The organism is Amycolatopsis sp. QT-25 (assembly GCF_029369745.1).
Taxonomy (GTDB): Bacteria; Actinomycetota; Actinomycetes; order Mycobacteriales; family Pseudonocardiaceae; genus Amycolatopsis.
Map to the genome: position 1 here is coordinate 3,182,583 of NZ_CP120210.1, position 25,714 is coordinate 3,208,296.

Consider the following 25,714-nt stretch of genomic DNA (forward strand, 5'->3'; position numbering starts at 1 on the left):
CGGATGCGACTCACAGGACGCGGCACCGGACTGGCGGCCGCCGCGGTGCTGCTGTACGGCGTGGGCGAGCTCGCCGGGTACCCGCTGCTGCGCGCCGTGGCCGGGGCCGCGGTGGGCGCGTTGCTCGCCGGGGTGGCGCTGGCCGTTCGGCGACCGCGGGTCGAGGTACGGCGCGAGGTGTTCCCGGACCGGGTGGAGCGGGGGCGGCCGGCGCTGGCCCGGCTGCTGGTCGGTAATCCGGGGACACGGCGACAGCCGGGGTTCACCGCGCGGGAACACGGTGAGCACGGAGCCGAACTGGCCGTGTCGGTGCGGCCGCTGGCACCGGGCGGCGAGGCGACCTACCACTACGAACTGCCGACGCGGCGGCGCGGCCGGTTCGTCGTGGGGCCGCTGGTCCTCGAACGCGCGGACCCGCTCGGCCTCGTGCGGCGGCCACTTCCGGCCGGGGACACCGCGACCCTGTGGGTCCATCCGAAACTGCATCCGATGCGGGCGCCCGCCACCGGGCACCCCCGCCATCATCACGAAGGGCCGACCACCGACGATTCGCTGCACGGTTCGGCGGATCTGCGTGACGTGCGCGAATACGTCGTCGGCGACGAGGTCCGGCACCTGCATTGGAAAGCGACCGCCAGGACCGGGCAACTGATGGTGCGGGACTACGTCGATCCCGATCACCCGCGGTTCACGCTGCTGCTGGACACCCGGTCGAAGGTGTTGTCCGGGGACGCTTTCGAAGAAGCCGCCGAGCTGGCGGCCTCGCTGGTGAACGCCGCCGCGGCGGCGGGCCATCGGTGCCGCCTGATCACCTCGACGGGCGAGGATCTGACCACCTTCGGCGGAGCGCAGGCCGCGCGGCGCTTGCTGGACGTGTTGTCCGGAGTCCGTCAGGACCCGGCCGCTGACCGGCCGATGATCCCCGTGGCGTTGTCCCGCAAGGGAGTGCGGGGTGGTTGCCTGGTGGTCGTGACCGGCAGGGCCGGTCCGGAACTGCGCGGGCTCGCGGTCGTACGGCCGCATTTCTCGTCGATGTTCGTACTCGGCGTGGGCACCCACGGGCTGGGCATGGACGGTCTCGGCGTGCACGGTGTCGAGGGGGTGCCGCGAGCGCGCCGGATCAGTGCGGCGGACGCGGCCGAGGCGGTGAGCCGGTGGAACGACCTGGTGTGGTGACCCCGCGCAGCGGCGACGTCGCCGTGCTCGGCGCGGCGGCGCTCGGCGGGCTGCTGTTCGGGCCGGTCTTCGGTCTTCTCCCGTTGCTGGTGCCGATCGGGGCGGTGGTCCTGGTGACCTTCGGGGTCACCGAGCTCGGCAGGCGGAGACCGGGCCTCATCCCGTGGCGGCCGGTGTTCGCCGTGGTGGCCGGCCTGCTCGCGGTCGTCGAGACGGTGCTGCCCGCGACGACGGCGGCCGGAATCCCGACGGGGGAGTCGGTGGCGGTGCTCGCCGAGGGGGCGGTCCACGGCTGGCAGCTGACACTGCAGTCGACCTGGCCCGCCCGGCCGGAACCCCGGCTGCTCGCGTTCGTTCCGCTGGCCGTCCTGCTCGCCGCCGTGCTCGGGATCGAGGTACTGCACCGGCTCCGGCGTCCACTGCTCGCACTGGTGCCGGGGCTGCTCGTTCTGGTGCTGAGTCAGGCCTATGTCGCGGTGACCGGCGTCGCCGCGGTCGCGACCGGTCTCGGCTACGCGGCGATCGCCGGTCTGGCGCTGGCGGGCGGCGGAGGCGCCGGGTGGCCGCGCCTGCTCAAGCTGAGCTTGCCCGCCGTCGTGCTCGGTGTCGCCGGCGCGCTCGCGCTCACCGTCGCCGATCCACTGGCGAAACCGGCGTACTCGTTGAAGGACGACGAATCCGTGCCGCTGACGGAGGACGCGGTCGTGAGCCCGCTCTCCGAAGTGGCGTACCGGAGCAAGAACCCGGCGCCGCAGGTCTTTCGCCACACCGGGGACACTCCGGCGTCGAACCGCTGGCCGCTGGCCGTGCTGGACGGCTTCGACGGCTCGAACTGGTTCCCGGGCGGGGGTTTCCGGCGGATGGGCGCGGAGATCGCGCCGGGTTCGGACATCGAGGTCCCGGTGACGCGGCGTCAGGCGGCCATCGAGGTGACCGGTTCGCCCGGCCCGTGGCTGCCCGGACAGGCGTCGCCCGCGTCCGTCACCGGGATCGACGTGCTCGTGGACGAGGCGAGAGGGACCCTCGTCGCCGGTCGGCCGGTGCCGTCGATCCGCTACACCCTCGCCTGGTGGGAGCCCGAAGTCGGTGCGGCCGCGTTGCTGGGCGCGGGGATGGCACGTGGACCGCACGGTGGGCTGGGCGGCCTCGGGACCGTGCCCCCGGCCATCGACGAACTCGCCGACCGGGTCCTGCCGACGTTGCGGCCGTCGTTCCAGACCGCCGTCGCGCTGGAACGCCACCTCGCCGAGAACTACCGGTTGGCCACCGGCGACGACCTGCCGACCGGGCACGGCTGGCCGCAGCTGAGCCGTTTCCTGCTGGAGGACAAACGAGGCACGAGTGAGCAGTTCGCCGCCGCGTACGTGGTTCTCGCGAGGCTCAAGGGAATTCCCGCCCGGCTCGTCGTCGGCTATCGCGTGCCGGAACGCGCCGAGGCGGAGGGCGTGCGCGTGGTCCGCAACGCCGACATCCTCGCGTGGCCGGAGGTCGCGGTGGACAAGGTCGGCTGGATACCGCTGGACCCGGCCGGTGCCGCGAAGCAGAGCGGGACCGGCTCCGCGAGCGGAATCGCCGCCGCCGTGGCGGAGGTCCGGACGCAGCTTCCGCCGGAGCAGAAGTTGCAGAACCCAGAGCTTCCGCCGGGTGAGTCCGAAGAGGACGAACCGGAGGCCGGGGCCGAATGGGGGACGGCCGCCATCGTAGTGGCGATCGGGCTCGCCGGTCTCGTGGTGCTCTGGGGTGCGGGTGTGCCCGCCGTGACCGGGGTTCGTGCTTGGCGACGGCGGCGCCGGCTCGGCCGGGCCGGGGTGATCGCCGCTTGGGCGGAAGCGAGGGACCGGTTGCGGGCACACGGTGTTCCGGTGACCGCCGGTATGACGGTGCGCGATCTGGCCACGTCCGCCGCCGTCTTCGGTCAGCAGTCCACAGTGGACGGCCTGGGGGCACTGGCGCGATCGGTGGACGCCGCTCTGTGGTCCGGGGCCGCGCCGGACGTCGCCGGCGAGGCATGGGCGTCGGTCGCCGAGGTCCGCACCGGACTCAAGCGACGGCCGTGGCGCGCGCGCCTGCGTGCCGCGGTCGACGGCAGGGTCCTGTTCCCGCCGCGTGGCGGCTGAGTCACGGAGTACAGACGGCGCCGCGAATCGGTTGAGGACGGCTTTCGTAGGTGCCTTGGGGATTCATGCCCTGGATCAGGAAGCAGTAGCGCAGCCCTGGCCGCACCTCGACCCGCCGCTGCTCGCTCCGGTGCACCATGATCACCAGCGGTTCCCGACGGCCTTCTTCGGCGAGCACGACCGCGTAGTCCAGCACGGCGTTCGATGTCCACGACAGCTCGACGAAGGTTTCGTGGTCGACGGGTGGGGAAAGGGTGATCTCGACCGGCGCCGCCGGGGGAAGCCGAGAGCCTGGCACCACGGCGTCGTTGTCCGCGGTGGTGAGCGACCAAGGCACGGCGACGGCCGCACAGATCCCGGCGATGACGCCTGTCGCCACGCCGTATTTCCGTTTCCCGCTCGCGGTCTCCGGTGGTGGCTGCTCCGGCCGGGGCGGCTCCAGCACGAGGATCGGCTCGGCGGGCAGATCGAGCGGGATGGCGGGCGGAGCCGCGTCGAGGAGACGGCTCAGCTGAACGTCGGCGTCGGCCGGGCGTCGTTCCGGATCCTTGGCCAGCAGGCCGGCGACGAGCGCCGCGAGTTCGCCGGGGACATCGGGCCGCGTGATCGGCGGAACCGGTTCGGTGAGCACCCGGTGGATCCGCACGGCGGGCTGTTCGCCGACGACCGCGTGGTGCGGAGGCTCGCCGGTCAAGGTCAGGTGGAGAACGGCGCCGAGTCCGTAGCGGTCGGTGCGCTCGTCCATCGTCTGGTCCCGCACGGTCTCCGGAGCGGCGAACTCCAGGTCGTGGAGCGGGTCGTGAGGGAACCTTCTCCGCAGTGTCACCCCGAAGTCGGCCACGACCGGCTCACCCGTGTACCGGAGCAGGACGTTGCCGGGCGTCACCGAGCCGTGCACGACGCCCGCCGCGTGCGCGGCGGCGAGGGCTCGTGCGACGGCTTCGCCGACGAGGAGCGCGTCACGGATGGGCAGGGGTTCGGCCAAGCCCGCGAGGGATCGGTCGCAGCGCGGCATCCGCAAGGCGATCCGGCCCTCGGCCGGCGTGCAGATCTCGTCCACCCGCAGGATCGCCGGGACGTGTGCGGCGGCGGAGAGAGCGGCCTGTTCACGGTCCAGTGCCGCCCTGGTCCGGCGGTCCAGCGAACCCGGGTACACCTTGAGGACCGTGTCGCCGGGGCCCGCCACGATGGTGGCGACCGGGCCGGGCCTGGAGGCGCTGCTCATGGGGCGGCCCCACCCTCTCTTCACCGCGCGGCCGAGACGGCGTTCACGCTACAACAGGCGGCGGGTCACTTCCGGCAGACAGCGCCTCGGATGGGGTAGGCGGCGCTTTCCGCGATCCCGCGTCCGTCGGTCACCTGAACCACGAAACAGTACTTCCGGCCAGGTTCGACGGGAACGTTCGCCGTCCGCAGGCGCCGGACCAGCGTGGTCCGCGCCTCGCCGGTCTCGCTCGTGACGACCACGGCGGAGTCCATCCCGTGCGGCGCGCGCCAGGACAGCTCCACGACGGAGCCGCGATCGATCGGCGGGACCAGCTCCACCCGGGACGCGGGCTCGCTGACCGCCCGCGGAGGTACGGAGTGCGGGGCGGGTCGAGCGAGTGCCGGGGGTGTCTGGTCGGTCAAACCCGGCAGGAGGAGCCACCCGGCGACGGCGAGCACGGACGCGGTGCCGATGGCGAGTACCGGCCGGACGGACTTCCGCGGACGCGCGTTCGCCACGATCATCGGCGGCACGGCCACGGGCGGCCGCTCCGCTGCGCTGTGCTCGTCCACCAGCCCGGCCAGAACCTCCGCCACCAAGGCCGCGCCGGGCGGCCGCGCGGCCGGATCGTCCGCGAGCAGGTTCTCGATGAGGGCGAGGAGGTCGATCGGCGCGTCCTCCCGGTGCAGCGGCGGGCGGTCCGGCCGCGGCAGCACCCCGGTCAACGCCAGGTACAGCACGACGCCGAGCCCGTGCAGATCCGCGCTTTCCGTTGCCGCTCGTTCCGGTGCGAGCAGGTGACTTCCGTGCTGCGGATCTCGGATGAACACCGGGCGCAGGGTGTGTTCGAAGTCGTTGACCACGGGCTCGCCCGACGCGCGGAACAGTACGTTGGCCGGGGTCAGCCTGCCGTGGACGACCCCCGATTCGTGTGCCGTGGCCAGTGTCGAAGCGAGCGCGGAACCGAGCACGAGCGTGTCCGATACCGGCAAGCGCCCGGCGGAACCGACGAGCTGCAGCAGCGATCCCGTGCAGAGTTCGCTCCGCAGCGCGCAACGGCCGCCGGGCAGGTCTTCGATGGCATCCGGGACGAGAAATTGCCCGTCCAGCGACGAAAGCCGCTCGAGTTCTCGTTCGACGAGCAACCGGGTGCGATCGTCCAGCCTGCCGGGGAACACCTTGAGCGCGACGGGCCCGAGCGCGAACACGTCCCCGGCCGAACCCCCGCCGAGCGCTTCCCCGTCCTCCGGTCGCATCGGTTCAGGATAGGCACGGCGACCGCGCGGGCGGGGCGTTGGCAGCTTCCTGCCACGAATGAATCGCCGATGTACCGCCACTGAACCGGGGCGTCCCACGCTGCCTTTCAGCAGCGCACCGGATCAACGAGGTGGGACGGATGAAACAGAAGAACAATCTCCGCCGGGCCGCCGTGTACGGCATCGCCGGACTCGCCACCGCGGCCATCGGCGCTTCCACCGCGAGCGCGCTGGTGGACGACGGTTCCGAGGACAAGGCGGCACAGGACACCGCTCAGGCCGCGAAACCGCAGCAGGCGCAAGTCCCGCCGCCACCGGAGAAGAAGGCGCCCCCGGCGCCGCAAACCCGGGCGGCCACACCGTGGACGGCACCTGCCGCGCCGGTCGCGCCGAAACACGTGGCTCCGCAGGCGGTCGTGAAACCGGTGCTGCCTGCCAGGGCACCGGTCGCGCCCGCCGGCGAACGGACGGCACCGGTGAAGCGGCCGGTGAAGGTCACCCCGGCGGTCAAGAAGCCGTCCACTTCGGTGCCGGTGGTCAAGAAGGCCGCGGCGATCAAACCACGCTTGACGAAGACGGTCACGTCGAAAGCGCTCGCGCCCAGCCCGTTCCTGCGCACCGTCCTTGTCGTTCCGTCACCCGCACCCGCACCGGTGCCGAATCGGATCCAGCAGCAGGTGCGCGACGCGGCCAAGGCGGTCGAGCGGGCGGAAAAGGCACTGGAGAAGACCAAGGCCGACCTGAAGAAGGCCAAGGGGGAACTCGAGAAGCTGCGCAAGAGCGCCGAGAAGCGAGACCACGACAAGAAACGCGAAGACCACGACAAGCCGATCAAGATCATGAACGGCGACCGGGATCGAGCGCGATGACCATCACTCTCGCTGAACGCCCGAAGCTGTCGGCCCGCATCGCCTTCCGCAAGTTCATCACACCGCGGCGCCCGGCCATCCCGCAGCCCCGCTATCTCGTCATCCCGGAAGGGGCGTGGCTCGGCCAAGCTCCGTCCTTTCCGGACAGTGACCCCGTCGAACAGGTCGAGTACGACTACTACCTGCGGCACGAAGACAAACCGCTCGCGAAGAGCGCGGTCACGGGACTCGGGGGCGGAGCCGCGTCGCTCGTCTTCGGGGTGACGACCGGGATGGTGATCGCGAGTCCGCTCGGAATCGCCGTCGGCGTGGCCGCGGGAATTTTCGGTGGCCTGATGGGGCGTTCACTGGCCGAAGAGTTCTGCGAACGCCGCCACGAAGAAGAAACGCAGCCGTGACGGTCACGGCGCCAACACGAAACCGAGGTAATTCCATGAACATCAAGCGAGCAGGTGTGCTCGGCGTGGCCGGCCTGACGACCGCGGCCGTCGGCGCGTGGACCTTCGGTGCCTTCGACGGCACCGAGCAACCGGCCGCCGCCGCGCCCGCCGGGCAGGTCGCGGCCGCCGCACAGAAGCCCACCGCGGTCCCGAAGACGCTGGTCGCGCCGACGACACCGCTCGTCCAGAACGTGGCGCCACCCGCCAAGGTCCCTGTCGTTCCCGCGGCGCGAGTGGTCCCTGTCAAGAAGGTCGCCAAGGTCGCCAAGGTCGCGTCCACCGCCCCGCCGAAGAAGAAGGTGTCTCGTCCGGCGGTACGGACGCCCGTGGTGAAGACCGCCGTCGTCGAACCGGCCGTCACCACGGACAGCCGCGAACTCCGGCTCCTTCCGCTCCCGCCGCGCGTCGGTGTCGTCGGCGGACCCGCCGCGGCGGTACCGGAGAACCTGAAGAAGATCACCGAGTCCGTCGACAAGGCCACCGGCTCACTCGACAAGGCCAAGAAACTCGTCGACCAGGCGAACGCCGAGGTGAAGAAGGCCAAGGGAGAAGTCGACAAGGTCAAGGGCGAGCTGAAGAAGCTCAAATCCGGCAAGCACAAGCACCACCCGGAGAAGGCTGGGAAGAAGGACGGTGGGAAGCGGTCCGAGGCCGGGCACGTATCGGTGAACAGCAAAGGGATGAAGCCCGGTCAGACCCGCACCGTTACGACGTCGAGCCCGGACGGCTCCTCCTGGTCGAGTGCCACGGTCACGGTGAAATGACAGAATGGCCGCCCGGCGAGTACGCCGGGCGGCCACCGGTCTCAGCAGAACTGCGGAACGCCGCTGAAGGCCGGCTCGCCCTGAAGAACAGCACGGTGGGCGCCGGAGAGGACCACGCCCGGTTCGACACCGAGTTCGCCGACGATGATCTCCCGCGCCCTGCGATAGGCGGCCAAGGCTTCGCCTCGCCGGCCGGTTTCGTTCAGTACCAGCATCAGGCGAGCCCAGATGTGTTCGCGTAGGGGGTCTTCGTCGAGCAGGCTGTGCAGTTGGACGAGCGCGTCGAGATCTCTGCCGAGCACACGCCAGCTCTCGGCCAGATCTTCCCGCATCCGCGTCCGGAGACGTTCCAAACGAGTGACCTCGGTGACGGCCGCGGAGCAAGGCATCCCCTCGAAAGGGGTGCCGCGCCACAGGTTCAGCGCGCGCGTCAGCAACTCGGACGCACGTTCCGCCTCCCCGCGGCGCAGGGCCGAGCGAGCTTGGACGGCATCGTGCTCGACCACGTCGACATCCACCTCACCTCGGTCGACGACGATCCGGTAGGCCCCTTGCCTGCTTTCGATCCGTACGCGGTTCGCCACCGGCGACAGGGCGGTACGCAAACCGCAGATGTAGGACTTCAGGTTCCCCCAAGCCGAGGCCGGGGGAGGCCGTCCCTCCCAGGTCACGTCGATCAGCCTGTCCACGCTCACCCACTTCCCGCGATCGAGCAGCAGGGCGGTCATCACGGTGGTCGGTTTGCCCGGTCTGATCGCGAGGTCGGAGCCTGCCGGTGTCCTGGCTTCGAGTGGTCCGAGGACCTGGAACAACATCGGTCGCCCCCTTGCTGGCTTCTTCCGTGACGTGCGGAACCAGGATGCCGGGAGCGCTATGAGGATCCGATGACAGTCACGGACGCAGCGTCGTCGTCGGTAACCCGAGACAAGGCGTCGATATCCCCTGTGTGGCCGGTCGGAGGGACCGGCGGAAGCGGAAGGCCGCGCCCTACGGGAGCGCGCTGATCACGGCCGTCAGGGCGGCGCTTCGCCGTTCCGGGGACGCTCAGTCGTCTAGGCGCCGTCACGGTCCTTCAGTCCGACTTCTTGCCACGTTGCCCGCGCCGGCGGCGTCGAAGCGCGTAGAACACCACGCCCAGCAGGCAGGCGATCCCCGCCGCGGCGAAGACCACGCCGTTTCCCGGGCCCGTTCCGAAGAAACCGATAACGGTCCAAATCGTCCCCGGAACCGTCCAGAACGCCAGCTGTGGATAGGTGGGCGTGGTGTCGTCTTCCACCGCACTCTTCCGTCCGTCAGCCGCTTTCTTCGTCTCCATGACCTGGTTCGGGGGGATCTTACAGTCTTCGTGAAGGCCGTTTACGGCTGTCATCGACCCGCTCCCTTCCCCACATTCGACCTTTCTCCGGGCCTGTCCCGTGATCGGTGTTTCCGGCGTTGTCGATCAGTAGGTCTCGGCTCCCGGCCAGCGGTCACCGAATGTGATGGCGAAAGCGTTGATCACTGGCTTCCAACGCATCGTCCATCGAGCGCGGCCTGTCCCGGTCGGGTCCAGGCTGCGGGTCACAAGGTACAGGCACTTCATCGCGGCCTGCTCGGTCGGGAAATGTCCACGTGCACGGATCGCCCGCCGATAACGGGCGTTCAGCGACTCGATCGCGTTCGTGGAGCAGATCATCGTCCGGATCTCGACGTCGTAGTCGAGGAACGGCGTGAACTCATCCCAAGCGTTGCGCCATAAACGAATCACCGCTGCATGCTTCGCGCCCCATTTCTCTTCGAATTCGTCCAGAGCGGCCGCCGCAGCGTGCGGGCTGGGTGCGGTGTAGATGGGTTTGATGTCGCGTTTCACCGCGTCCCAGCCCCGGCGGGACACGAGCCGGAAGGTGTTGCGGATCAGGTGGACGATACAGGTTTGCACAATGGCCTGCGGCCAGACGTTCGCCACGACGTCGGGCAGGCCTTTGAGTCCGTCGCAGACGAGGAAGAACACATCCCGGATGCCGCGGTTCTTCAGGTCGATCAGCACGCTCATCCAGAACTTCGCGCCCTCGCCGCCGACGCCCATCCACAGGCCCAGGACGTCCTTGCGGCCGTCCACGGTGACGCCGATGGCGGCGTAGACGGGCCGGTTGGCGACCTGCCCGTCGCGGACCTTGACGTGGATCGCGTCGATGAACACAGCGACGTACACCGGGTCGAGCGGGCGGCTGGCCCAGTCGTTCATTTCGGCGACGACCTTGTCGGTGATCCGCGAGATCGTTTCCTTGCTGACCGAGGACCCGTAGATTTCGGCGAAATGCGCCGAGATATCCCCCGTCGTCATTCCCTTCGCATATAGCGACAGCACAATCTCGTCCACCTCGGTCAGCCGACGCTGCCGCTTCTTCACGATCTGCGGTTCGAACGTGCTCTCCCGGTCCCGCGGAACGTTGATCCCGACCTCGCCCGCCGCATCCGAGACCACCGTTTTCGGCCGGGAGCCGTTGCGCACGTTCGTCGACTCACGATCCGGGTCGGCCTGGTTCTTCTCATGCCCCAGATGCTCGGTCATTTCCTCGTTCAGTGCCGTTTCCAGCACGTTCTTGGTGAACAGCTTCAGCAACCCGTCCGGGCCGGTCAGCGCCAGCCCGCGAGCCTTCGCCTCAGCCACCATCGCCGCCGCGGCGGCCTGCTCCGGCGACAGCTCCCGCGCCGGCTTGGACTCACGCTTACGTGGACTCACAAGCTCCGATGTCATCACTCACAGTGCCCATCCCGCCGGACCTCAGCCCGGCGTGTCGGGCCGAAAACACCGATCTTGGAACAGTCCCCCTTCTCCTCGCGATCTGGCTCTGGACTGGTGACCGCGTGGGTCGCAAGGCGCGAAGTTGCGCTGTTCGCCGGTCCCGCCGGCACGGTGATTCCCGTTTACTGCTCGGTAGCCGCACCGTGCGGATCTTGACGGGGGAGGAAGCGAACGTGGTCGTTGAGCGGCGGATCACCCGGCTGGGCCTGGGGTGGACGACGGTCGTGGTGGTGTTGCTCGCTTCGGTGGCCGGTTGTGCGCTTCCCCGCGCCACCACGGGGCCTCCGAGCGGCAGTTCGGTCGCCGGTACGTCGCCCGCGGTTCCGGTGTCCGAGGCACGGAAACTGCTGGGGGAGTTGCAGGTCGCGGTCCGCGGGGTGCTGGACGGGTACGACCGGGACAAGTTCCCGCACTGGAAGACCGTCTCCGGCGGCTGCAACGTCCGGGAGGAAGTGCTGAAGCGCGACGGCGTGCAGGTCGAGGTCGACGAGCAGTGTGCCCCGGTGGCCGGATCCTGGCGTAGTCCCTACGACGGTGAGATGTGGCGGAAACCTTCCGAAGTGGACGTGGATCATGTGGTGCCGCTGGCGCACGCGTGGGTCAGCGGCGCGAAATCGTGGGACCGGGCCCGGCGGGAGCAGTTCGCCAACGATCTGACCCGGCCGCAGCTGCGGGTGGTGACCGACAACGTCAACCAGGAGAAGAGTGACAAGGCGCCGGAGGAGTGGAAGCCCCCGCTGGTGTCGTTCTGGTGCACCTACGCGACCGACTGGATCGTGGTCAAAGCCGGGTACGGCCTGACGATCACCGTCCCGGAACGGTCGGCGTTGTCGAGCATGCTCGACCGTTGCGGATGACACGGTCCTGGTGGCCCGGCGGAACCGCCGTGCTCTGGGGGACCCCTTGCCGGTGGTGAGTGTCCTCGACACCGGCTTCGGCGGCAGGCCCCGCCAGCCCGCTGCTGGACTGGCAGGGCGTGGCCGCTCACCCCAGGCGAACGTCCGACCGACGAGTACCTCCGGAGAGCCAACCTAAACATGCTGATAGTGACAAAGTCGGCTCCGCGACGTTTCGGCGCCGTCCGGCCTGCTGAGGACGAGCAAATCCCGGCGCCGGGGCAGGAGTGTCGGATGCGGCCTTCGAACCCGCGGCGGGTGCTGACGCGCAGATCCGTCCAGGTCGGCCGCTCTCGTGCCGGATTGCGGTATCCGCTCTACGACCGCATCACCGGTATGCGGATGACCAGCCACTGCGTGGACGTCCGGGCGAACGCGGTGCGGCCGACCACGTGCGCCCGGTGCCGTGATGCGAAGGGGGCCAGGAGCGCGACTCGGGGCCCGTCCGAGCCACAGTCGTTTCGACACGCTCCATCAGCAGCGCGAACGACATGACCAGCAACGGGATCACCAGCACCATCCACATGCTTCCTTGGATACCCGGATCTGTCACCGGGCAATCGGTCCCCTCGGTGGTTCCGCCCGGAAGGCCGGCGAAGAGAACACGCCTGAGGGGTGGTTCGGCGCCCTCACCGCAGCGCCTCCCGCCCGGGGGACGGCACGCTAGTCGACCGCGGGCGGCGTTGCTTCATCCGGCCGGTGGTCGTCCCGCGTCTTCTTGCCGAGAGATTTGCCGACGTAGATCAATCCGCCGGCCAGCACCAGGATGTCGTCGACGTAGACCGGGTCGGGCAGCAGATCGAGCGGGAACACCGTGTAGACCAGGGAGAGCCAGTAGGCGACCTTGGTCGGCACCGGCGTGTCCGGCCGATGGACCTGACGGTGTTTCCGAACCAGTTTGACCACGAGGAACAGCGCGAACAGCACGAAGACGATGGCCAGTACCACGGCCACGACACCGAGCGTCGTCCACAGGGACTCCACGCGATCTCCTCTCACCACGACGACAATCGGAGCACGGCACCACCGCCACGGTAGCCCACCGGCTCACCCGGCCGCAGACCGCCGCGATAGTGCGGCGGCAACCGATGACGACCGTCTTGGGAGCCCCGCGGGAGCCGGTCGCGGACGGTGTAGCGGGTCACGCCGTACGACCGGCGCGGTGCTCGGCAAGCGACCGTGGAGGCCGAGGCGCTACGGGCTCCACGGTCGCGGCGAGGGCGTGCTCCCGTGAGCACGCCCTCGCCGGTTCGGATCTCAGCGGACGGTGAGGGTGTAGTCCGTTGTTCCGGTGTTGCCGGTGCTGTCCGTCGCGGTGATGGTGACCTTGTAGGTGCCGCGCTGGTACGGCCCCATGACGGTCATCCGCGCAGTGCCGCCGGGGTTGACGGTCGGCGGGGAGAAGGTCGGCGGATGGGGGAGACCGGTGCCACTGAGCCGGATGGGACCCGTGCCACCGGTGACCGTGATCGTCGCGTTGGCGTAGCCCCCGGGCGGGACGATGCCGGAATTCGACGAGAGGGACGGTTTCGGACCGGTGGTGTTGCCGTTGCCGACCGTGAGCGTGAACTCGGCGGTCTTGGCTCCGGAGGTGCCCTTGGCCGTGATGGCGATCTTGTACGTGCCCGCCGGGGTGCTCGTCGACGGCTGCAAGGTCAGCTTGGCCACGTCACCGGAGTCGATGCTCGCCGAGGGCTGGAAAGTGGCGGTCGTGCCGGCGGGCAGGGCCGACGCGCTCAGGTCCAGTTTTTCCGGTCCTTGGTCGCCTGCCTTGGTGGTGACGCTGGTGGAGACGTGGCTGCCCGGTGCGGCCTTGCCGGAGGCCGGAGACAGCGCCATCGTGAACTTGCCGTCGCCGGGCTGGGTCCCGCCGATCTCGGCGCGGGCCCAGTCACCCATCGCGTTGGTCAGGCGGGCCATGATGCTGTAGCGGTCGCAAGCGCTGGAGCCCCACGACGAGACGCCGACGACCACACCGTCGACGATGAACGGTCCGCCGCTGTCACCCGAGCAGTTGGCGGTGCGCCCGTCGTTGTAGCCGGTGCACACCATCAGGTCGCCGTTGACCCGGATGTCGAAGACCTGGCAGCCGGAGGGATCGTTGACCGGCATGGTGGTCTTGCGGAGTTCGCCGGAGCCGCCGCCCGACGACGTCTTGCCGTAGCCGAGGGAGGTGCCTGACTTGCCCGGCTGGGTGAGCGCGCCGTCGCCGGAGCCCGCCACCTTGGCCCACTGGCTCTCGGGCACCGGGATGTCGTCGACGGTGGTGACCACCGCGACGTCGTAGCCGGTTCGCCAGCCGCCGGAGCCGGTGTAGCCGGGGTGGGTCTTGAACGAGGCGACGGCCGTGCGGAACGTCTCGTCACCCGGGGTGTTCAGGTCGTCGTCGCCGTAGAAGTAGCTCTTGGCCCCGGTGGCGTCGACCATGCAGTGCGCCGCGGTGAGTATCTTGCGCTTGCCGACGACGGAGGCGGTGCAGGACTGTCCCTGCGGGCCACCGCCCCCGACCCGCATGCCCGCGATGACGAACGGGTATTCCTTGACGGTGGTGCGTTCCCCGTTGACGATCCGGGTTCCCCAGTCTCCCGTCCGGAGCTGGTCGGTCGGGGTCGCGGCGACACTGACCTCGTCGGGCGGCGCGGCGGCGGCGGTGGTGGTGGTGTTCACGGCCGGCAGGGCCACCGTGGCCAGTGCCGCGGCAAGTGCTACGGCCAAGCGTGATGTTCTCATCATTCTCCTTCGAAGGAAAGGGAACGGGGATGTCCGTCCACTTCGGTCAGAACGTGATGGACCAGCCCGTGAGCGTGCCGGCATCGAAGCGGTAGGTGTCGCGCACCGAAAGCCGCCACGTGCCGTTCGCGTCCTCGCGTGACGCATCCACCGTGAAGCTCTGGTGCACACCGCCGGATTCACCGACGCCACCCGCGCGCTTGAGCGGGTAGGACGCCCCACTCGGCCCGATCAGGTCGATGTCGAGGTCCGCGGTGTAGGCGTGGTCGATGTCGACCCGGACCGCCAACGATGCCGAAGCCTTGCCCGGGCAGGAGTCCTGGCTCACGGAGGTGTCCACTGCCGTACCCGCGTCGGGGATGGCCACGTCCTGGTCGTTGCTCTTCACCCCGCATTCGGACGGCGTGCCACCGCCGATGTCGCCGACGTAGAGCACCTTGTTGGGCGAATCCGTCCCGGGGTTGGTGATCAGGTCCGGGCTGGCGCTTCGCACCAGCGCGTCGCCGACCTGCTGCGGGGTCGCCCCCGGGTTCGCCGCCAGATACAGCGCCGCCGCGCCCGCGACATGCGGGGAGGCCATGGACGTACCGCTCCCGGTGCGGAACTTCCCGGTGTGATCACTGGAATAGATGTTGCCGCCCGGAGCGAAGAGATCGACACAGCGACCGTAGTTCCCGCCGCGGGTGCGGTCTTTGTTGAACCAGCCGACGGTGAGCGCCTCGGGAACACGCGCGGGGCTGACGCCGCACGCGTCCTGGCCGTTGTTCCCGGCGGAGACCGCCACCACGATCCCCTTGGCCACCAAGGCTTTGACCTGCTCGTCACCGACGCCGAGGACGTCCATGCCCAGGCTCATGTTCACCACCGCGGGCCCCACGGCGTTCTTGGCCACCCACTCCATGGCGCCGACCGTGGCGGAATCCGGACCGGATCCCTTGCAGTCCAGCGAACGCACGGCCACGATCTTGGCCTTCTTCGCCACCCCGACCGTCGCACCGGCGATCGTTCCCGCCACATGCGAGCCGTGCCAGTAACAATCGCTCGCGTCGGTGTCGTTGTCGAGCACGTCGTAGCCGTGGCTCGCCCTGCCCCCGAATTCGGGGTGCTGGGCGTTGACCCCGGAATCGATGACGTAGGCGGTCACCCCCTCACCCGAGTTCGGGAAGGTGTACTTCTTGTCCAGGGTGGCGGTCCGCTGGTCGATCTGGTCCAGGCCCCACGAAGGCGGGTTCGGCTGCTCGCCCGCAGCCCTGGTCGTGCCGTCCTGGTGGACCGATTCGACCGACGGATCGGCGGCGAGACGCCGCGCTTGCCGCTCGGTCAGGTTGCGGACCGCGAAGCCGTTCAGGGTGACCGAGTAGGTGTCGGTCACCTCGCCGCCGTAGCGCCGGGCGAGGGTCGCGGCCTGGCCCTCGGCCGCGGCGCGGGCGCCGTTTTCGAGGAGCACGATGTACTGTCCGGGGTAAGGGTGGCCGGCCTGCGCGACGGCCGCTTCCGCTTGCTGCGCCACGGCTTCGCCCGCGGTGGCCGCCACCGCGGCGGCGGCGACCGCCGCGGCGAACAAGCCCGGGAACGATCGTTTCCTGCGCTCTTGCATCGCTTCCTCCATCATGCGTTCGAGCGGTCATCGGCAGGGGCTGGGACATCAGGCCGCTCGGGAAGCCACTTTTCGGCGTGGGCGACGGGGAAACAAGCGTGGTCGAGACCCGTATGAGTACGGAATCGTGCGTGCGCGCCGAATGCGCGTACTCACGGGGTTACGCCGCCCCGGTGGCCGACTTACCCTGTAGGACAGTCCATTTCGCACGATCACCGGCAGGAGCGAGCATGGGTCATGGTGGCGCGAGACCGCTTCCCCTCCGGTCCGGTTCGGTGCCGATGGTGGGCCGGGACGCGGAACTGGCCGCCCTGCTCGGCGCGGTGGAACACGCGCCGTCGGTCGTGTTCGTGGAGGGACAGGCCGGGGTGGGCAAGACCAGATTGGTCGCCGAGTTCGCCGCGACCGTCCGGGCCAGGGGAGTGCGCGTGGTCGTGGGCGTGTGCCAGCCCTTGCCCGAGCCGTTCCCGTACGGAGTGCTCTTCGACTGTCTCAGCCAGTGCGGTGACCGCCTGGACGACCCCGGCCCGGTGACCGGCGCCCTGCGCGACCACCTGCCCGAACTCGCCGGGCTCCTGCCGCCCGCTCCGCGTGCTCTCGGCGACCCCGGGGCCGAGCGGCATCGGATCTTCCGCGCCGTGCGCGAACTGCTCCGCTCCCTGGGAACCACCGTGCTCGTGCTCGAAGACCTGCACTGGGCGGACGAGGAGACCCGCTGGGTACTGCGGTTCGTGCTGGCGAGCCCACCGCCGGGGTTGTCGATCGTGGGGACCTACCGCCGCGAAGACCTGCCCACCGTGGCCCCGCTCGGCCGTCCCTCACCCGCCCCGCACGGGGTCACCGGCGTCAACCTGGTCTTGCGGCCCCTCGGCGCGGCCGAGGTGCGCGCGATGATCGACGCACTCGTGGCGAAGGAGGTGACCTCGGACCGGTTCGCCGAGGCTGTGCTGCGTGAGACGGCCGGGATCCCGTTCGTGATCGAGGAAACCGTCCGGGCACTACGCGACCCGCTGGTGGACGTACGCGCGGAAGGCGACCTCGCTCAGCGGGCTCTGGACGGGATCGACGTGCCGGTCCTGGTGTCGGACGCGATCAGGGAGCGGATGGGGAGCCTGCCCGACGCCGCGCGGTCCGTCGCCGAGGCCGCCGCGGTGCTGGGCGTACCGGAGACGACCGATGTCCTGAGCGCCGTGGCGGACGAACCGGAGGTGGCGCACCTCGTCGCGCTGACGAAGTCCGGTGTGCTCGTGGAGGAGACGGCGAACAGGTTCGGTTTCCGGGACAACGTCGCCCGGCGGGCGGTCTGTGCTTCGCTGCCCGGCCCCCGGCGACGTGAGTTGCACGAACGTGCCCTGGCGGTTCTGTCGGCCCTTGGCCGGGTACCTGCCGGGCGCCTGTCCGTGCACGCCAAAGCGGCAGGCAGGAAGAGCGAATGGCTGCGGTACAGCGAACTGGCCGCCGAGGCCGCGGAGGAGGTCAAGGACGTGACCGCCGCGGTCGACCTGCTGTCCGAGGTGCTGACCGATCCGGAGATCGGCGTCGAGGACACCAACCGGCTGGCCGCCAAGCTGTGCGGCTACGCCCTGATGGGGCTGCCCGGCGGGGCGGTGACGGCACGGGTCGAGAGGCTGCTGTCGGATCCGAGGCTGGCCCCGGACGTCCGGGGCGAGGTGCACCTGTGGTTCGGGCTGCTGCTGCAGCGCGAGACCGGGGAGGTGGACCGCGGCGCCGACCAGCTCGCCCGCGCCCTCGACCTGCTCGCCGACCAGCCGGAACGCACCGTGCGCGGACTGGCGGCCATGGCGGGCCCGTACCTGGGGAGCGCCTCCATCGCCGAGCACCAGAGCGCGCTCGGCCGGGTGGAGACGATCATCGACCACCTGCCCACCCAAGCCCTGCGGACGGTCCTGCTGGCCACGACGCTCGGCGGGCGGCTCATCGTCGGCGACTCCAGCACCTGGGAGGGCGTCGCCCAGCTGCCGTCCCCTTCCGACGTGCGCGAACCCGACGAGATCCACCACCTGGCCCGGGCGCACTGCAACCTGGCGGACGCGTGCTCGTGGATCGGGCACTACGCGCGAGCTCGGGAGTTCTTGCGCAGCGGCATCACCTTGGCCGAGCGGGCCGCTGCCTTTTACGTCGTCGGTACCGCCGAAGCCACGGCCGTCCGGCTCGACTGGCTCGACGGGCGGTGGGCGGGCCTCGAAGAGCGGATCGACCGCTTGATCGAAACCTACGCGAACCTGTTGCTGACCACCGACCTGAACCTCACGCGAGGCTGGCTGGCGGCCGCACGCGGTGAATGGGTGCGGGCCGAGCAGGCTTTCGCGGCGGCGGGTTCGTACCCACTCGCTCAGGTGTTCCCGGTGGGCGTGTCGGCGGCCGGGGGGATGGCGGGCATGCTGCTCAGCCAGGGCAAGGTCGCCGCGGCGGAGGAACATGTGGAACGCGGCGTGGCGATGCTGCGGAACAAGGGCGCGTGGGTGTGGTCGGGCGACTTGTTGCCGCAGGCCGTGGACTTCTACCTGGCCGTGGACCGCGTCGACGCCGCGCGTCAGCTCGTCGCCGAGACCATGGTCGGCTTGAGGGGTGTCGACGCCCCGCTGGCCAGCGCGGCGCTGATCGGCTGCCGCGCCAGGCTGGCCGCGGTGACGGGCGACCGCGAGGAGGCGGACAGGCGCTACCGGGAGGCGATCGGCCTGCATCACGACCTGGGCCTGCCCTACCGGGCCATCCAGCTCGCGGAGCAAGCCGAAGGGGGCGCCCTCGCCGACGTCACAGTGCTCGAGGTGCTCGCGCGGTCCTACGAATCACTCGGGGCGACGGTCGACGCCGCCACCGCATCCGCAGCACCGGGGTGGCCACGCCTTCGCGACGCGGGAGGCGCGGCTACGGCGACGAACTGTCCCCGCGTGAGCAGGATGTCGCCCGTCTCCTCGCCGGCGGCCACACCAACCGGGAGATCGCCCAAGCCCTGTTCCTGTCCCGCCGCACCGTCGAGGACTACGTCGTCAAGGTTCGCCGTAAATTGAACGCGCCTTCCCGCCACGACGTCCGGCTCTGAACGGCATCGCGAATTCAGGACCGGCTTACTTCGCTGATGCGCCGCGCCGCCTCAACGAATACATCGATGACGCCGAGAAACGACGGCGGTGCGATCCGTGGTGTCGGCGAGGAACTCAGCGTGAACCCGGCCATCGGCACCGGCTCGCTGACCGTCCCGCTGGAGCCGAGCCCCCGGCTGGAACGAGTTAGGCTCCAGCGCTCGAATTATCGAGAGGTAAAGCAAAATTGGCGTACTGAAGTCGGAGGCTGACGCGAACTCGCCGAAGGGCCCTGGCGTGGCTTCACCAGTCCACAAGTGATCCCAGTGCCCGCTATGCCGCCGCCGTGGTTCTCTCTCGTGGGGTACATGAAGGCCCCTTCCTTGCATCTAGCGCAAGGAAGGGGCCTTCATGTACCTCATGGTCACCCCGGGCGCATCGAGTACGTGGTCGTCCGTACCCGGTTCTTCTGCAGTGCCTTCCGGTCGCATGTGCCCCTTTGGCAGCTCTTTGTTCCCTCTTGCCCGTCGCCCCGAACGTTCCGCGGGCGGCGGCGCTGCGACAAGGTCGTGGGGCAGCATCCAGCTCAGGTCGTTCTCGGGGGCATCGATGGTGGTGGGTACCGGCCGCCTTGCTTCACCGCGTGACGGCAGGGAAACGCCGGGTTCGTCGCCACCTGCCGCGGGCGGACGGCGGATCGCCTCCGTGGTCCGAAGAGTCCGCGCGATGGCCAGGTGCTGACGGCGAAGACGGCCGGCCGAGACGTTCGACCCCGCCGGCCCACGCACCGGGCGCGGTCGCTCGAGCCCGCCGAATCTCGATCCCATCGAACTGAGGAGACTTCATGGCCTGGTGTCCCTTCGCGGTGCACAAGCCGCTTTCGGAGAAACCACACCCAAGGGGCCATCACGCCACGCGCGGTCATCCTGCACACCGCCGTCAGCGCCTCGGACTCGCTGTTCGACTTCTTCCAGAACCACTCCGACCTCGAAAGCCACTTCTATGACCGAGAACGGGGGGATCGAACAGTACATGGACACCCGGATCCGGGCTGACGCGAACAAGAACGCCAACAGCTTCGCGGTGTCCATCGAGACCGAGGACGGCCGCGAAATCCGGCCGTGGTCCCAGGCCCAGCTCGCCGCGCTCGTGCGGCTGGTCGCTCGGATCTGCGACACGCACGGCATTCCGAAGGTACAGATCCCGCGTGCCGATGGTGCGGGGATCGGTTGGCACAGTCCGGTTCGGCGCCCCCGGTCCGTGGACGCCGGTGGCCAAGTCCTGTCCCGGTATGCCGCGGATCGGGCAGACCCGCGACGTGCTCATTCCCGCTGTAGCCAGGAACATCCCGATCGAGGAGGAAGAAATGGCGTTCGGTGCCAACGATTTCAAGTACCTGATGTACCAGGAGAAGATCCAGGACAAGGGCAACCTGTCCCAACTCTTCGCCGAGATCAAGGACAACATCCGCGGCCTGATCGCCACGGTCGACGCGCTCACGAAGATGGTGGTCGACAACGAGGCCGACGACATCACCGACGAAGGTCTCGCGGCCGCGCTGAAGGGTCTGCTTCAGGCGGAAATCGGCCCGGTCGTCCGCGAAGAGGTCGCCGAAGCACTCGGTAAGGACAACGCGCAGCAGGCGGAGGAGATCGCCACGCTGGTACTGGCGAAGGTCGCCGAAAAGCTGAAGGTGAACGCGGCTGCCTGACCCAGCGGCTCGGTGGCGTGACCGGCGCCTTGAGTGTGGGAGGTCTGCCGCCTCCCGGCGATACCGACTCGAACTATCTATCGCGCCCGGTAGGCAAAGCCGATGAGGCTTTCGCCTGGCCTGGGAACTCACGCGAGCGGAGTGTGGTCCAGGTTTTTCGTGAGGTCGGCGGGGGTGTCGTAGAGGGCGACGGCGCCGGCTTCGAGGAGTTCGTCGTCACCGAAGCCCCCGGACCGGACGACGATCGCCGGCATCCCGGCTTTGCGCGCGGCTTTGACGTCCCAGACCGAGTCGCCGATCATGACGGCGGGCGCGTCGCGTGGTGCGCCGATTTTCTGTAGCGCGGTGTGCAGCAGGTCGGGCGCGGGTTTCGAGGCATCGACGTCGGCGCTGGTGGTCCAGTCGTCGACGATGTCGCGGGCGTCGAGTTTGTCGAGGTAGACGTCGACGTGGCGCTGCCGGCCGGAGCTGGCCAGGACGAGCCGATGACCGCGCTCTTTGATCGTGCGCAGCAGGTCGCGGGCGCCGGGCAGGAGTGCCATCTCTTCGAGGAGCTTGTCGGTTTCCTCGCCTTGCAGTTCCCGTGCGCGGTCACCGACCCGGCGCTCCAGGTCCTCACCGCCGAGGGCCGTGACGAGTTGATCACCGCCCATGCCGATCAGCCGGTGCAGCCGCCATATCGGGTAGGTCTCTCCGACTCGGCGCAGGGCCCGGTACCAGGCGAGCGCGTGCTGATAGTTGGAGTCGACGAGCGTTCCGTCGATGTCGACAACGGCGATAGGAGAGTCAGCCACAGGCGATGGCTACCCGTGGTCACCGTGCTCTAATCGCGGTTCGTCGGTGGATTCACCCGGTGTGACGGCACTCTCCGCCTGCACGATCACCTCGCGATCTTCGCCATCACCCCTCCCGGCGGACCTTGATCGCCGTATGTCCCCGGCCAGCACGGTGACCGGTCGCACCCGGACGGGTGGACTCGACAGACTGCGCCGTGTGGCGGTGACACGGCAGTTTCGCCCGTATCCCGGCGTCGGCGGACTACCTGGATCCGGCCTACCGGGATCATCCGGACACGATCTTCGAACACCCCGTCACCGCTCTGGAGCTCGATCAGGTCGCCGAGGTCACGGAGGCCTTTCGTGCTCTCATTCCTGGGAACGTGCACGCCGTCGTGCCCGTGGGACGAGACGACGCGGTGGCCGCGTCAGGTGCCCTCGTGCGAGAGGTGACCGGTGATTTCGCCACGTTGCTCTCCGAGCGACACGCCATCCTGCGTGACTTCTACGATGAAGCCGCATGCCGCCGACTCGCCGTGGTCATGTGGTGGGACTGAGCCGACACGACCTCGATACCACCATGATCGGCGGAAACGACTCCGCGACCGGGGGTGGAGGGCTCGTCCGCTGGAGTCGTCGACGGTCTCGGCGTCGAAGGAAGCAAATTCCGGCACTCACTCCTGTCCTGGTCCCGACCCGGCAGCTCGAGATCTCCGAACGGCCGATCCGAGCGCAAGCCCGGACGTGACTTCACCGGCTCCTGCGCGGCACTGGCCAGCCGTACGGAGCCAGCTCCCGTGGGGCGTGGTACGAGACCACCACCCGCGCCGAGGCGTCGACAGGCGAGGACTCACGGCGGGGGCAAGCGGTCGGCGACGGACCTCGCCAAGCCGATGGCCAGGTCGCAGCGCCTTTCCGCAGGGATTTGCGCTTTGGTCTCCACGGTCACGTCGGCCGCTTCGATCCAGTCACCGTCGTCGGGATCAGGGGCGCGATATCGCCGATGGGTGATCGTGATCTCGCAGCCGATGTCGTCGTCGCCGGCGATTTGGCCCGGTTCGACGTAGGCCTCGCGAGAACCCACTGTGATCTTCGTGCCGTCAGGCCCCTCGATCTGTGGCCGTTTGCGGTGGAAGTCGACGATCACTTGGAGCGGGGCCTGTTCCCAATAGCAGGTCCACTGCCCGAAGTCCGGTTCCGGTTTCACCCCGGCGACCCCGAGTACGGCCGTGACGTCCGCCGGCTCGAGCAGTTCACAGGCGTTCAGATTGCGTAGCGAGTTGCCCGGCGCCGCGGCCCTCCGCGGGACTTCACCGGCGGCGAGGACCGTGATCGCACCGCTCGCCACGGCCTCGGCCATCCCACACAGGTCAGCAGGCCGGTTTCCTTCGTGCCGGGCGAACACGCCGATCTCGTGGCCGTCGGGCATCCAGATGTACCGCGGACACTCGCCTTTCCGCGCGGCCGGCCGCTGGATGGGCCCGAGGCGGCCTCGACGGTAGTCCGGCGGCGGCGGATCCAGCACACCCCGGAGCTCCACCCGGACTACGGCGACGTCGGCCTCGTCCTGGCTGAGTCTCACCCGGACGAAGCAGTTGTAGAACGGGCCGAAGTCGGCGTCCGGTTCGACGTCCCCGAACCGGGCGAGGGACGCCACTTCGATCAGGGAACAGGGATCCGCGGTGCGCTCGTCGCCCATGACCCCGATCGCGGAGGGTTCTTGAACCGTGCGCACTTCGGTGACCGGAGAACGCCAGGCGAACCCGGTCACGAACCCCGCCACCAACGCCGCCGCGACGCCGAGAGAGACCGGCACCGATCGATTCCGGATCCACCTGCGGCCGGGGGCGGGTGCGGGCAGTGGGGTGAGTGGTGTGGCCTCGCCGGTGATGTCCTCGAGCATGCGGTTGACCATGCGAGCGGTGGGACGCCGCGCGGGCACGGTCTCCAGCAGTGCTGTCAGCACCGGAGTCAAAGCGCCGACGTCGGGTAAGGAACTCAACTCTCCGGACACGGCGCGGCGCAACTGTGTCCTCGGACCCTGGTCGTTCGCACCCCACGGCGAGCAGCCCACCAGCGCGGCGAACAGCGTGGCGCCGAGGGCGAACATGTCGGCGGGCGGCCGGACTTCCCGGCCTTCGGCGACTTCCGGAGCGAGATAGCCCGGCGTTCCCGCGAACTGAGCACCGCCGGTCTGAGTCAGCTCGGCCCACCGAGCGATGCCGAAGTCTGTCAGCTTCGCGGTGCCGTCTTCGGCGATCAGCACGTTCCCCGGCTTGATGTCGCCGTGCACCATGCCCCGGTCGTGGATGGCGGCCAGGGCGTTGGCCAGTTGGGCGCCGATCCGGGCCGCCGCGGCCGCGGACAAGGGGCCGTCCGCCTCGACGGTCTCCGACAAGCTGCGCGACGGCAGATACTCCATGACGAGCCAGCGGACGTCGGCGTCGAGCACCACGTCGAACACGGAGACGACGTTCGGATGGTGCAGGCCGGCACCTATCCGGGCTTCCCGGCGGAGCTGCCCGTCGTCACCGGCCTGGGACTGCTTCAGCGCCACCACCCGGCGGAGTTCGAGATCCGTGGCGCGCCATACGACGCCCATGCCTCCGCTGCCGATCCGCTTGTCCAGCCGGTAACGTCCAGCGATGACCTGATCACGCACGTGGTCGAGCCTGACAGCATGATTCCGGGAAACGACCGGTCGAAATGACCGCATCCGCACCCTCGCTGTGAGACGACTCCACGAGGCCGCGGACTCGGCGGCCCCTTGGCCGACGGCCTTCGGCGACCCGGGCTTGAGGTGGAATCGGCCGCGTCCGCATCGATGAAGCCGGGATCGCCGATAATGGGGTGATCCCGGTTGGAGGCCTCATGGGAGACGGGCCTTTCCGCGAAGATGTTGTCGCGGAGAATGCCGGTGCCCTCGAAGTCGCCGCCGTGAAAGGCGAGGGAGCCTTCGATCCTGAGCGCCTCGTGATCCGCGGGCGTTCGTTCGCTGGATTACACAGTGGCCCACCACGACATCTGCCATGTCCGGCAAGACCAGCCCGCCGTCCTGCGAGCTGTTGATTCCGAAGTCTTGGAAGACCAGGTCGTGCGCTTCGTCGGCGTAGGCGCCGAATCCCCGGGACCCGGAGGAAGTCAGGCTGCTGAACCGAAGCCAAGAATGGCCACCCATCGCGAACAGGCTTTCGGGCCCTCCACCGCTTCGGGTCGGGGGAGACGTGGAACGAGGGAGGGTGTGCTGCCCCGGCTCTGGGGCGGCACACCCTCCCTCGCAGTTGCCGATACGGGTGCTCAGCGCACGCTCTTGGTCGCGGCGATGTACTCGTTGGACGGGGTGGTGAACGACAGCACCACCCCGACGACGGCGGCGAGGACGCTGAGGTAGCCGACAAGGGAGTTGGTGCTGAAGATGATGGAGAACAATTGAAGTGCGGTGAGGACGGTGAGGACGATCCGCGCCCAGTTCCGGCCGGCGCGGAGCTTGACCGCGAACAACAGGTACAGCAGGGCGAACGCGGCCGAGATCACCAGTCCGACGACGATGACCAAGGTGGCGGCCTGATCGAGCTGGGCTTCGGAGAGCTGGGCTCCGCCCTGTCTGTTCGTTTCTCTGGCGGCTTCGATCAAGGCGTCCTTGTTCGCGAACGCCAGAACAGCACCGAGCAGTCCGATGACCGCGGAGGCCAGGAACGCCCAGAAGGCACCGTTGATCGTGCCGGGGCGCTCCCGGCCGACCGCGGTGGAGGTCTCGGTAGAAGCGGGATGGCTTGGATAATCGCTCATGGTCCAAACCTGGCACGACGGCGTGGCTGTCGCGCGCTGAGCGCCCGTTTTCGTTCCGACAAGAGTGTTCCGGGACGGCGTGGGGCCGGAAGTCCTTTGCTGCCTTGACCATCGGGAGCGGTGATGTCCGAGACGCGCCGTTCGCGGCGACCGTCCAAGCCCGACCGTGAGCCGGCCGTCGCTCCCGCTTGCGGAAGACGTGGACATGACGGACGTCACAAGCGCCGTGGCGACTGGAGTCGGGCTGCGGGCCGACACGGGCTCCCGGGGTCACGTCCGCGGCAAAGCCCTGCGAGATCGGTGAACCCGGCGTGCGCCAGGATGATCCGTGCGCCGGGGACCCGGTGGAATATGCCGAGCAGGGTCTCGCCGGACGGGTCGATCTCCGGACCCGCGTGCACCACGACCGGCGGTGGAGTTCAACGGCGAGGGCGAAAACGCCGGTGAGCCGGTCGTCGCCGAGTCCGAATCGTCACTGGCGGGATGAAGCTCCATCCCTGCCGCGCCGGCCATGACACATCGACGCGCTTCGCCCACCGGGTCGTCCGCCGGGTCGA

The 25,714-nt window shown here is 69.3% G+C and carries 19 protein-coding genes and 1 pseudogene; 9 read left to right on the forward strand and 11 right to left on the reverse strand.

All coding sequences use genetic code 11. From position 1 onward, the window contains the following. Positions 1 to 3: 3 nt before the first annotated feature. Both P3102_RS14990 and P3102_RS14995 read left to right on the forward strand, forming a co-directional pair. Positions 4 to 1,176 (forward strand): DUF58 domain-containing protein, encoded by a 1,173-nt coding sequence (locus tag P3102_RS14990; protein ID WP_276369852.1) that lies wholly within the window; start codon positions 4 to 6, stop codon positions 1,174 to 1,176. Then, positions 1,155 to 3,293 carry a transglutaminase domain-containing protein gene (locus P3102_RS14995; RefSeq protein ID WP_276369853.1) on the forward strand — a complete coding sequence of 713 codons (2,139 nt, stop codon included), beginning with the start codon at positions 1,155 to 1,157 and terminating at the stop codon, positions 3,291 to 3,293. The genes P3102_RS14990 and P3102_RS14995 overlap by 22 nt, the downstream gene beginning before the upstream one ends. Position 3,294: 1 nt before the next feature. Here P3102_RS14995 and P3102_RS15000 read toward each other — a convergent pair whose 3' ends face one another. Together P3102_RS15000 and P3102_RS15005 are read right to left on the reverse strand one after the other, a co-directional pair. After that, complete coding sequence (locus tag P3102_RS15000; protein WP_276369855.1) at positions 3,295 to 4,518, reverse strand: protein kinase; 1,224 nt, start codon at positions 4,516 to 4,518, stop codon at positions 3,295 to 3,297. 65 nt (positions 4,519 to 4,583) lie between these two features. Then, the gene (locus P3102_RS15005) at positions 4,584 to 5,756 is read right to left on the reverse strand and encodes a protein kinase (RefSeq protein WP_276369857.1); all 1,173 of its coding nucleotides are present in this window, start codon (positions 5,754 to 5,756) and stop codon (positions 4,584 to 4,586) included. 140 nt (positions 5,757 to 5,896) lie between these two features. Between P3102_RS15005 and P3102_RS15010 the strand changes: the two genes are divergently transcribed. The 3 genes from P3102_RS15010 to P3102_RS15020 are packed head-to-tail and all read left to right on the forward strand — an operon-like array spanning position 5,897 to position 7,829. Then, complete coding sequence (locus P3102_RS15010; RefSeq protein ID WP_276369859.1) at positions 5,897 to 6,625, forward strand: hypothetical protein; 729 nt, start codon at positions 5,897 to 5,899, stop codon at positions 6,623 to 6,625. After that, entirely contained in the window at positions 6,622 to 7,023 is a 402-nt protein-coding gene (locus P3102_RS15015; RefSeq protein ID WP_276369861.1) for a hypothetical protein, read from the forward strand. The genes P3102_RS15010 and P3102_RS15015 overlap by 4 nt, the downstream gene beginning before the upstream one ends. Positions 7,024 to 7,058: 35 nt before the next feature. Next, positions 7,059 to 7,829, forward strand: a complete 771-nt coding sequence (locus P3102_RS15020) for a hypothetical protein (protein WP_276369863.1) — start codon at positions 7,059 to 7,061, stop codon at positions 7,827 to 7,829. Between the two features lie 41 nt (positions 7,830 to 7,870). Here P3102_RS15020 and P3102_RS15025 read toward each other — a convergent pair whose 3' ends face one another. The 3 genes from P3102_RS15025 to P3102_RS15035 form a co-directional block, all read right to left on the reverse strand. After that, entirely contained in the window at positions 7,871 to 8,644 is a 774-nt protein-coding gene (locus tag P3102_RS15025) for an AfsR/SARP family transcriptional regulator (RefSeq protein ID WP_276369864.1), read from the reverse strand. Positions 8,645 to 8,901: 257 nt separating this feature from the next. Beyond that, the gene (locus tag P3102_RS15030; protein ID WP_276369866.1) at positions 8,902 to 9,105 is read right to left on the reverse strand and encodes an LPXTG cell wall anchor domain-containing protein; all 204 of its coding nucleotides are present in this window, start codon (positions 9,103 to 9,105) and stop codon (positions 8,902 to 8,904) included. A gap of 165 nt (positions 9,106 to 9,270) precedes the next feature. Then, positions 9,271 to 10,566 carry an IS256 family transposase gene (locus P3102_RS15035; RefSeq protein WP_346660167.1) on the reverse strand — a complete coding sequence of 432 codons (1,296 nt, stop codon included), beginning with the start codon at positions 10,564 to 10,566 and terminating at the stop codon, positions 9,271 to 9,273. A 293-nt stretch (positions 10,567 to 10,859) separates the two neighbouring features. Between P3102_RS15035 and P3102_RS15040 the strand changes: the two genes are divergently transcribed. Further along, positions 10,860 to 11,471 (forward strand): DUF1524 domain-containing protein, encoded by a 612-nt coding sequence (locus tag P3102_RS15040; RefSeq protein ID WP_276371180.1) that lies wholly within the window; start codon positions 10,860 to 10,862, stop codon positions 11,469 to 11,471. Between the two features lie 702 nt (positions 11,472 to 12,173). Here P3102_RS15040 and P3102_RS15045 read toward each other — a convergent pair. The 3 genes from P3102_RS15045 to P3102_RS15055 all read right to left on the reverse strand — a co-directional run bounded on the left by P3102_RS15045 (position 12,174) and on the right by P3102_RS15055 (position 15,837). Further along, positions 12,174 to 12,494, reverse strand: coding sequence for a DUF1232 domain-containing protein (locus tag P3102_RS15045; protein ID WP_276369868.1), 321 nt, complete (start codon positions 12,492 to 12,494; stop codon positions 12,174 to 12,176). Between the two features lie 273 nt (positions 12,495 to 12,767). Beyond that, entirely contained in the window at positions 12,768 to 14,240 is a 1,473-nt protein-coding gene (locus P3102_RS15050; protein WP_276369869.1) for a trypsin-like serine protease, read from the reverse strand. A 46-nt stretch (positions 14,241 to 14,286) separates the two neighbouring features. Further along, the gene (locus P3102_RS15055; protein ID WP_276369871.1) at positions 14,287 to 15,837 is read right to left on the reverse strand and encodes a S8 family serine peptidase; all 1,551 of its coding nucleotides are present in this window, start codon (positions 15,835 to 15,837) and stop codon (positions 14,287 to 14,289) included. 281 nt (positions 15,838 to 16,118) lie between these two features. On the opposite strand from P3102_RS15055, the pseudogene P3102_RS15060 reads away from it, so the two are divergent. From P3102_RS15060 to P3102_RS15070, 3 genes and pseudogenes are all read left to right on the forward strand, one after another. After that, positions 16,119 to 16,529 (forward strand): annotated as a pseudogene (locus P3102_RS15060) (ATP-binding protein); the annotation flags it as partial. A 1,610-nt stretch (positions 16,530 to 18,139) separates the two neighbouring features. Then, positions 18,140 to 18,901 (forward strand): helix-turn-helix transcriptional regulator, encoded by a 762-nt coding sequence (locus P3102_RS15065; RefSeq protein WP_276371182.1) that lies wholly within the window; start codon positions 18,140 to 18,142, stop codon positions 18,899 to 18,901. Between the two features lie 1,187 nt (positions 18,902 to 20,088). Beyond that, positions 20,089 to 20,592 carry a hypothetical protein gene (locus tag P3102_RS15070; RefSeq protein ID WP_276369873.1) on the forward strand — a complete coding sequence of 168 codons (504 nt, stop codon included), beginning with the start codon at positions 20,089 to 20,091 and terminating at the stop codon, positions 20,590 to 20,592. A gap of 128 nt (positions 20,593 to 20,720) precedes the next feature. On the opposite strand, the gene P3102_RS15075 is transcribed toward P3102_RS15070, so the two are convergent. The 3 genes from P3102_RS15075 to P3102_RS15085 form a co-directional block, all read right to left on the reverse strand. Beyond that, complete coding sequence (locus P3102_RS15075; RefSeq protein WP_276369875.1) at positions 20,721 to 21,386, reverse strand: HAD family hydrolase; 666 nt, start codon at positions 21,384 to 21,386, stop codon at positions 20,721 to 20,723. An 832-nt stretch (positions 21,387 to 22,218) separates the two neighbouring features. After that, positions 22,219 to 24,030, reverse strand: coding sequence for a serine/threonine-protein kinase (locus P3102_RS15080; protein ID WP_276369877.1), 1,812 nt, complete (start codon positions 24,028 to 24,030; stop codon positions 22,219 to 22,221). A gap of 635 nt (positions 24,031 to 24,665) precedes the next feature. Beyond that, a complete protein-coding gene (locus tag P3102_RS15085; RefSeq protein WP_276369878.1) occupies positions 24,666 to 25,157 on the reverse strand; it encodes a hypothetical protein in 492 nt (163 codons plus the stop codon). Between the last annotated feature and the right edge of the window lie 557 nt (positions 25,158 to 25,714).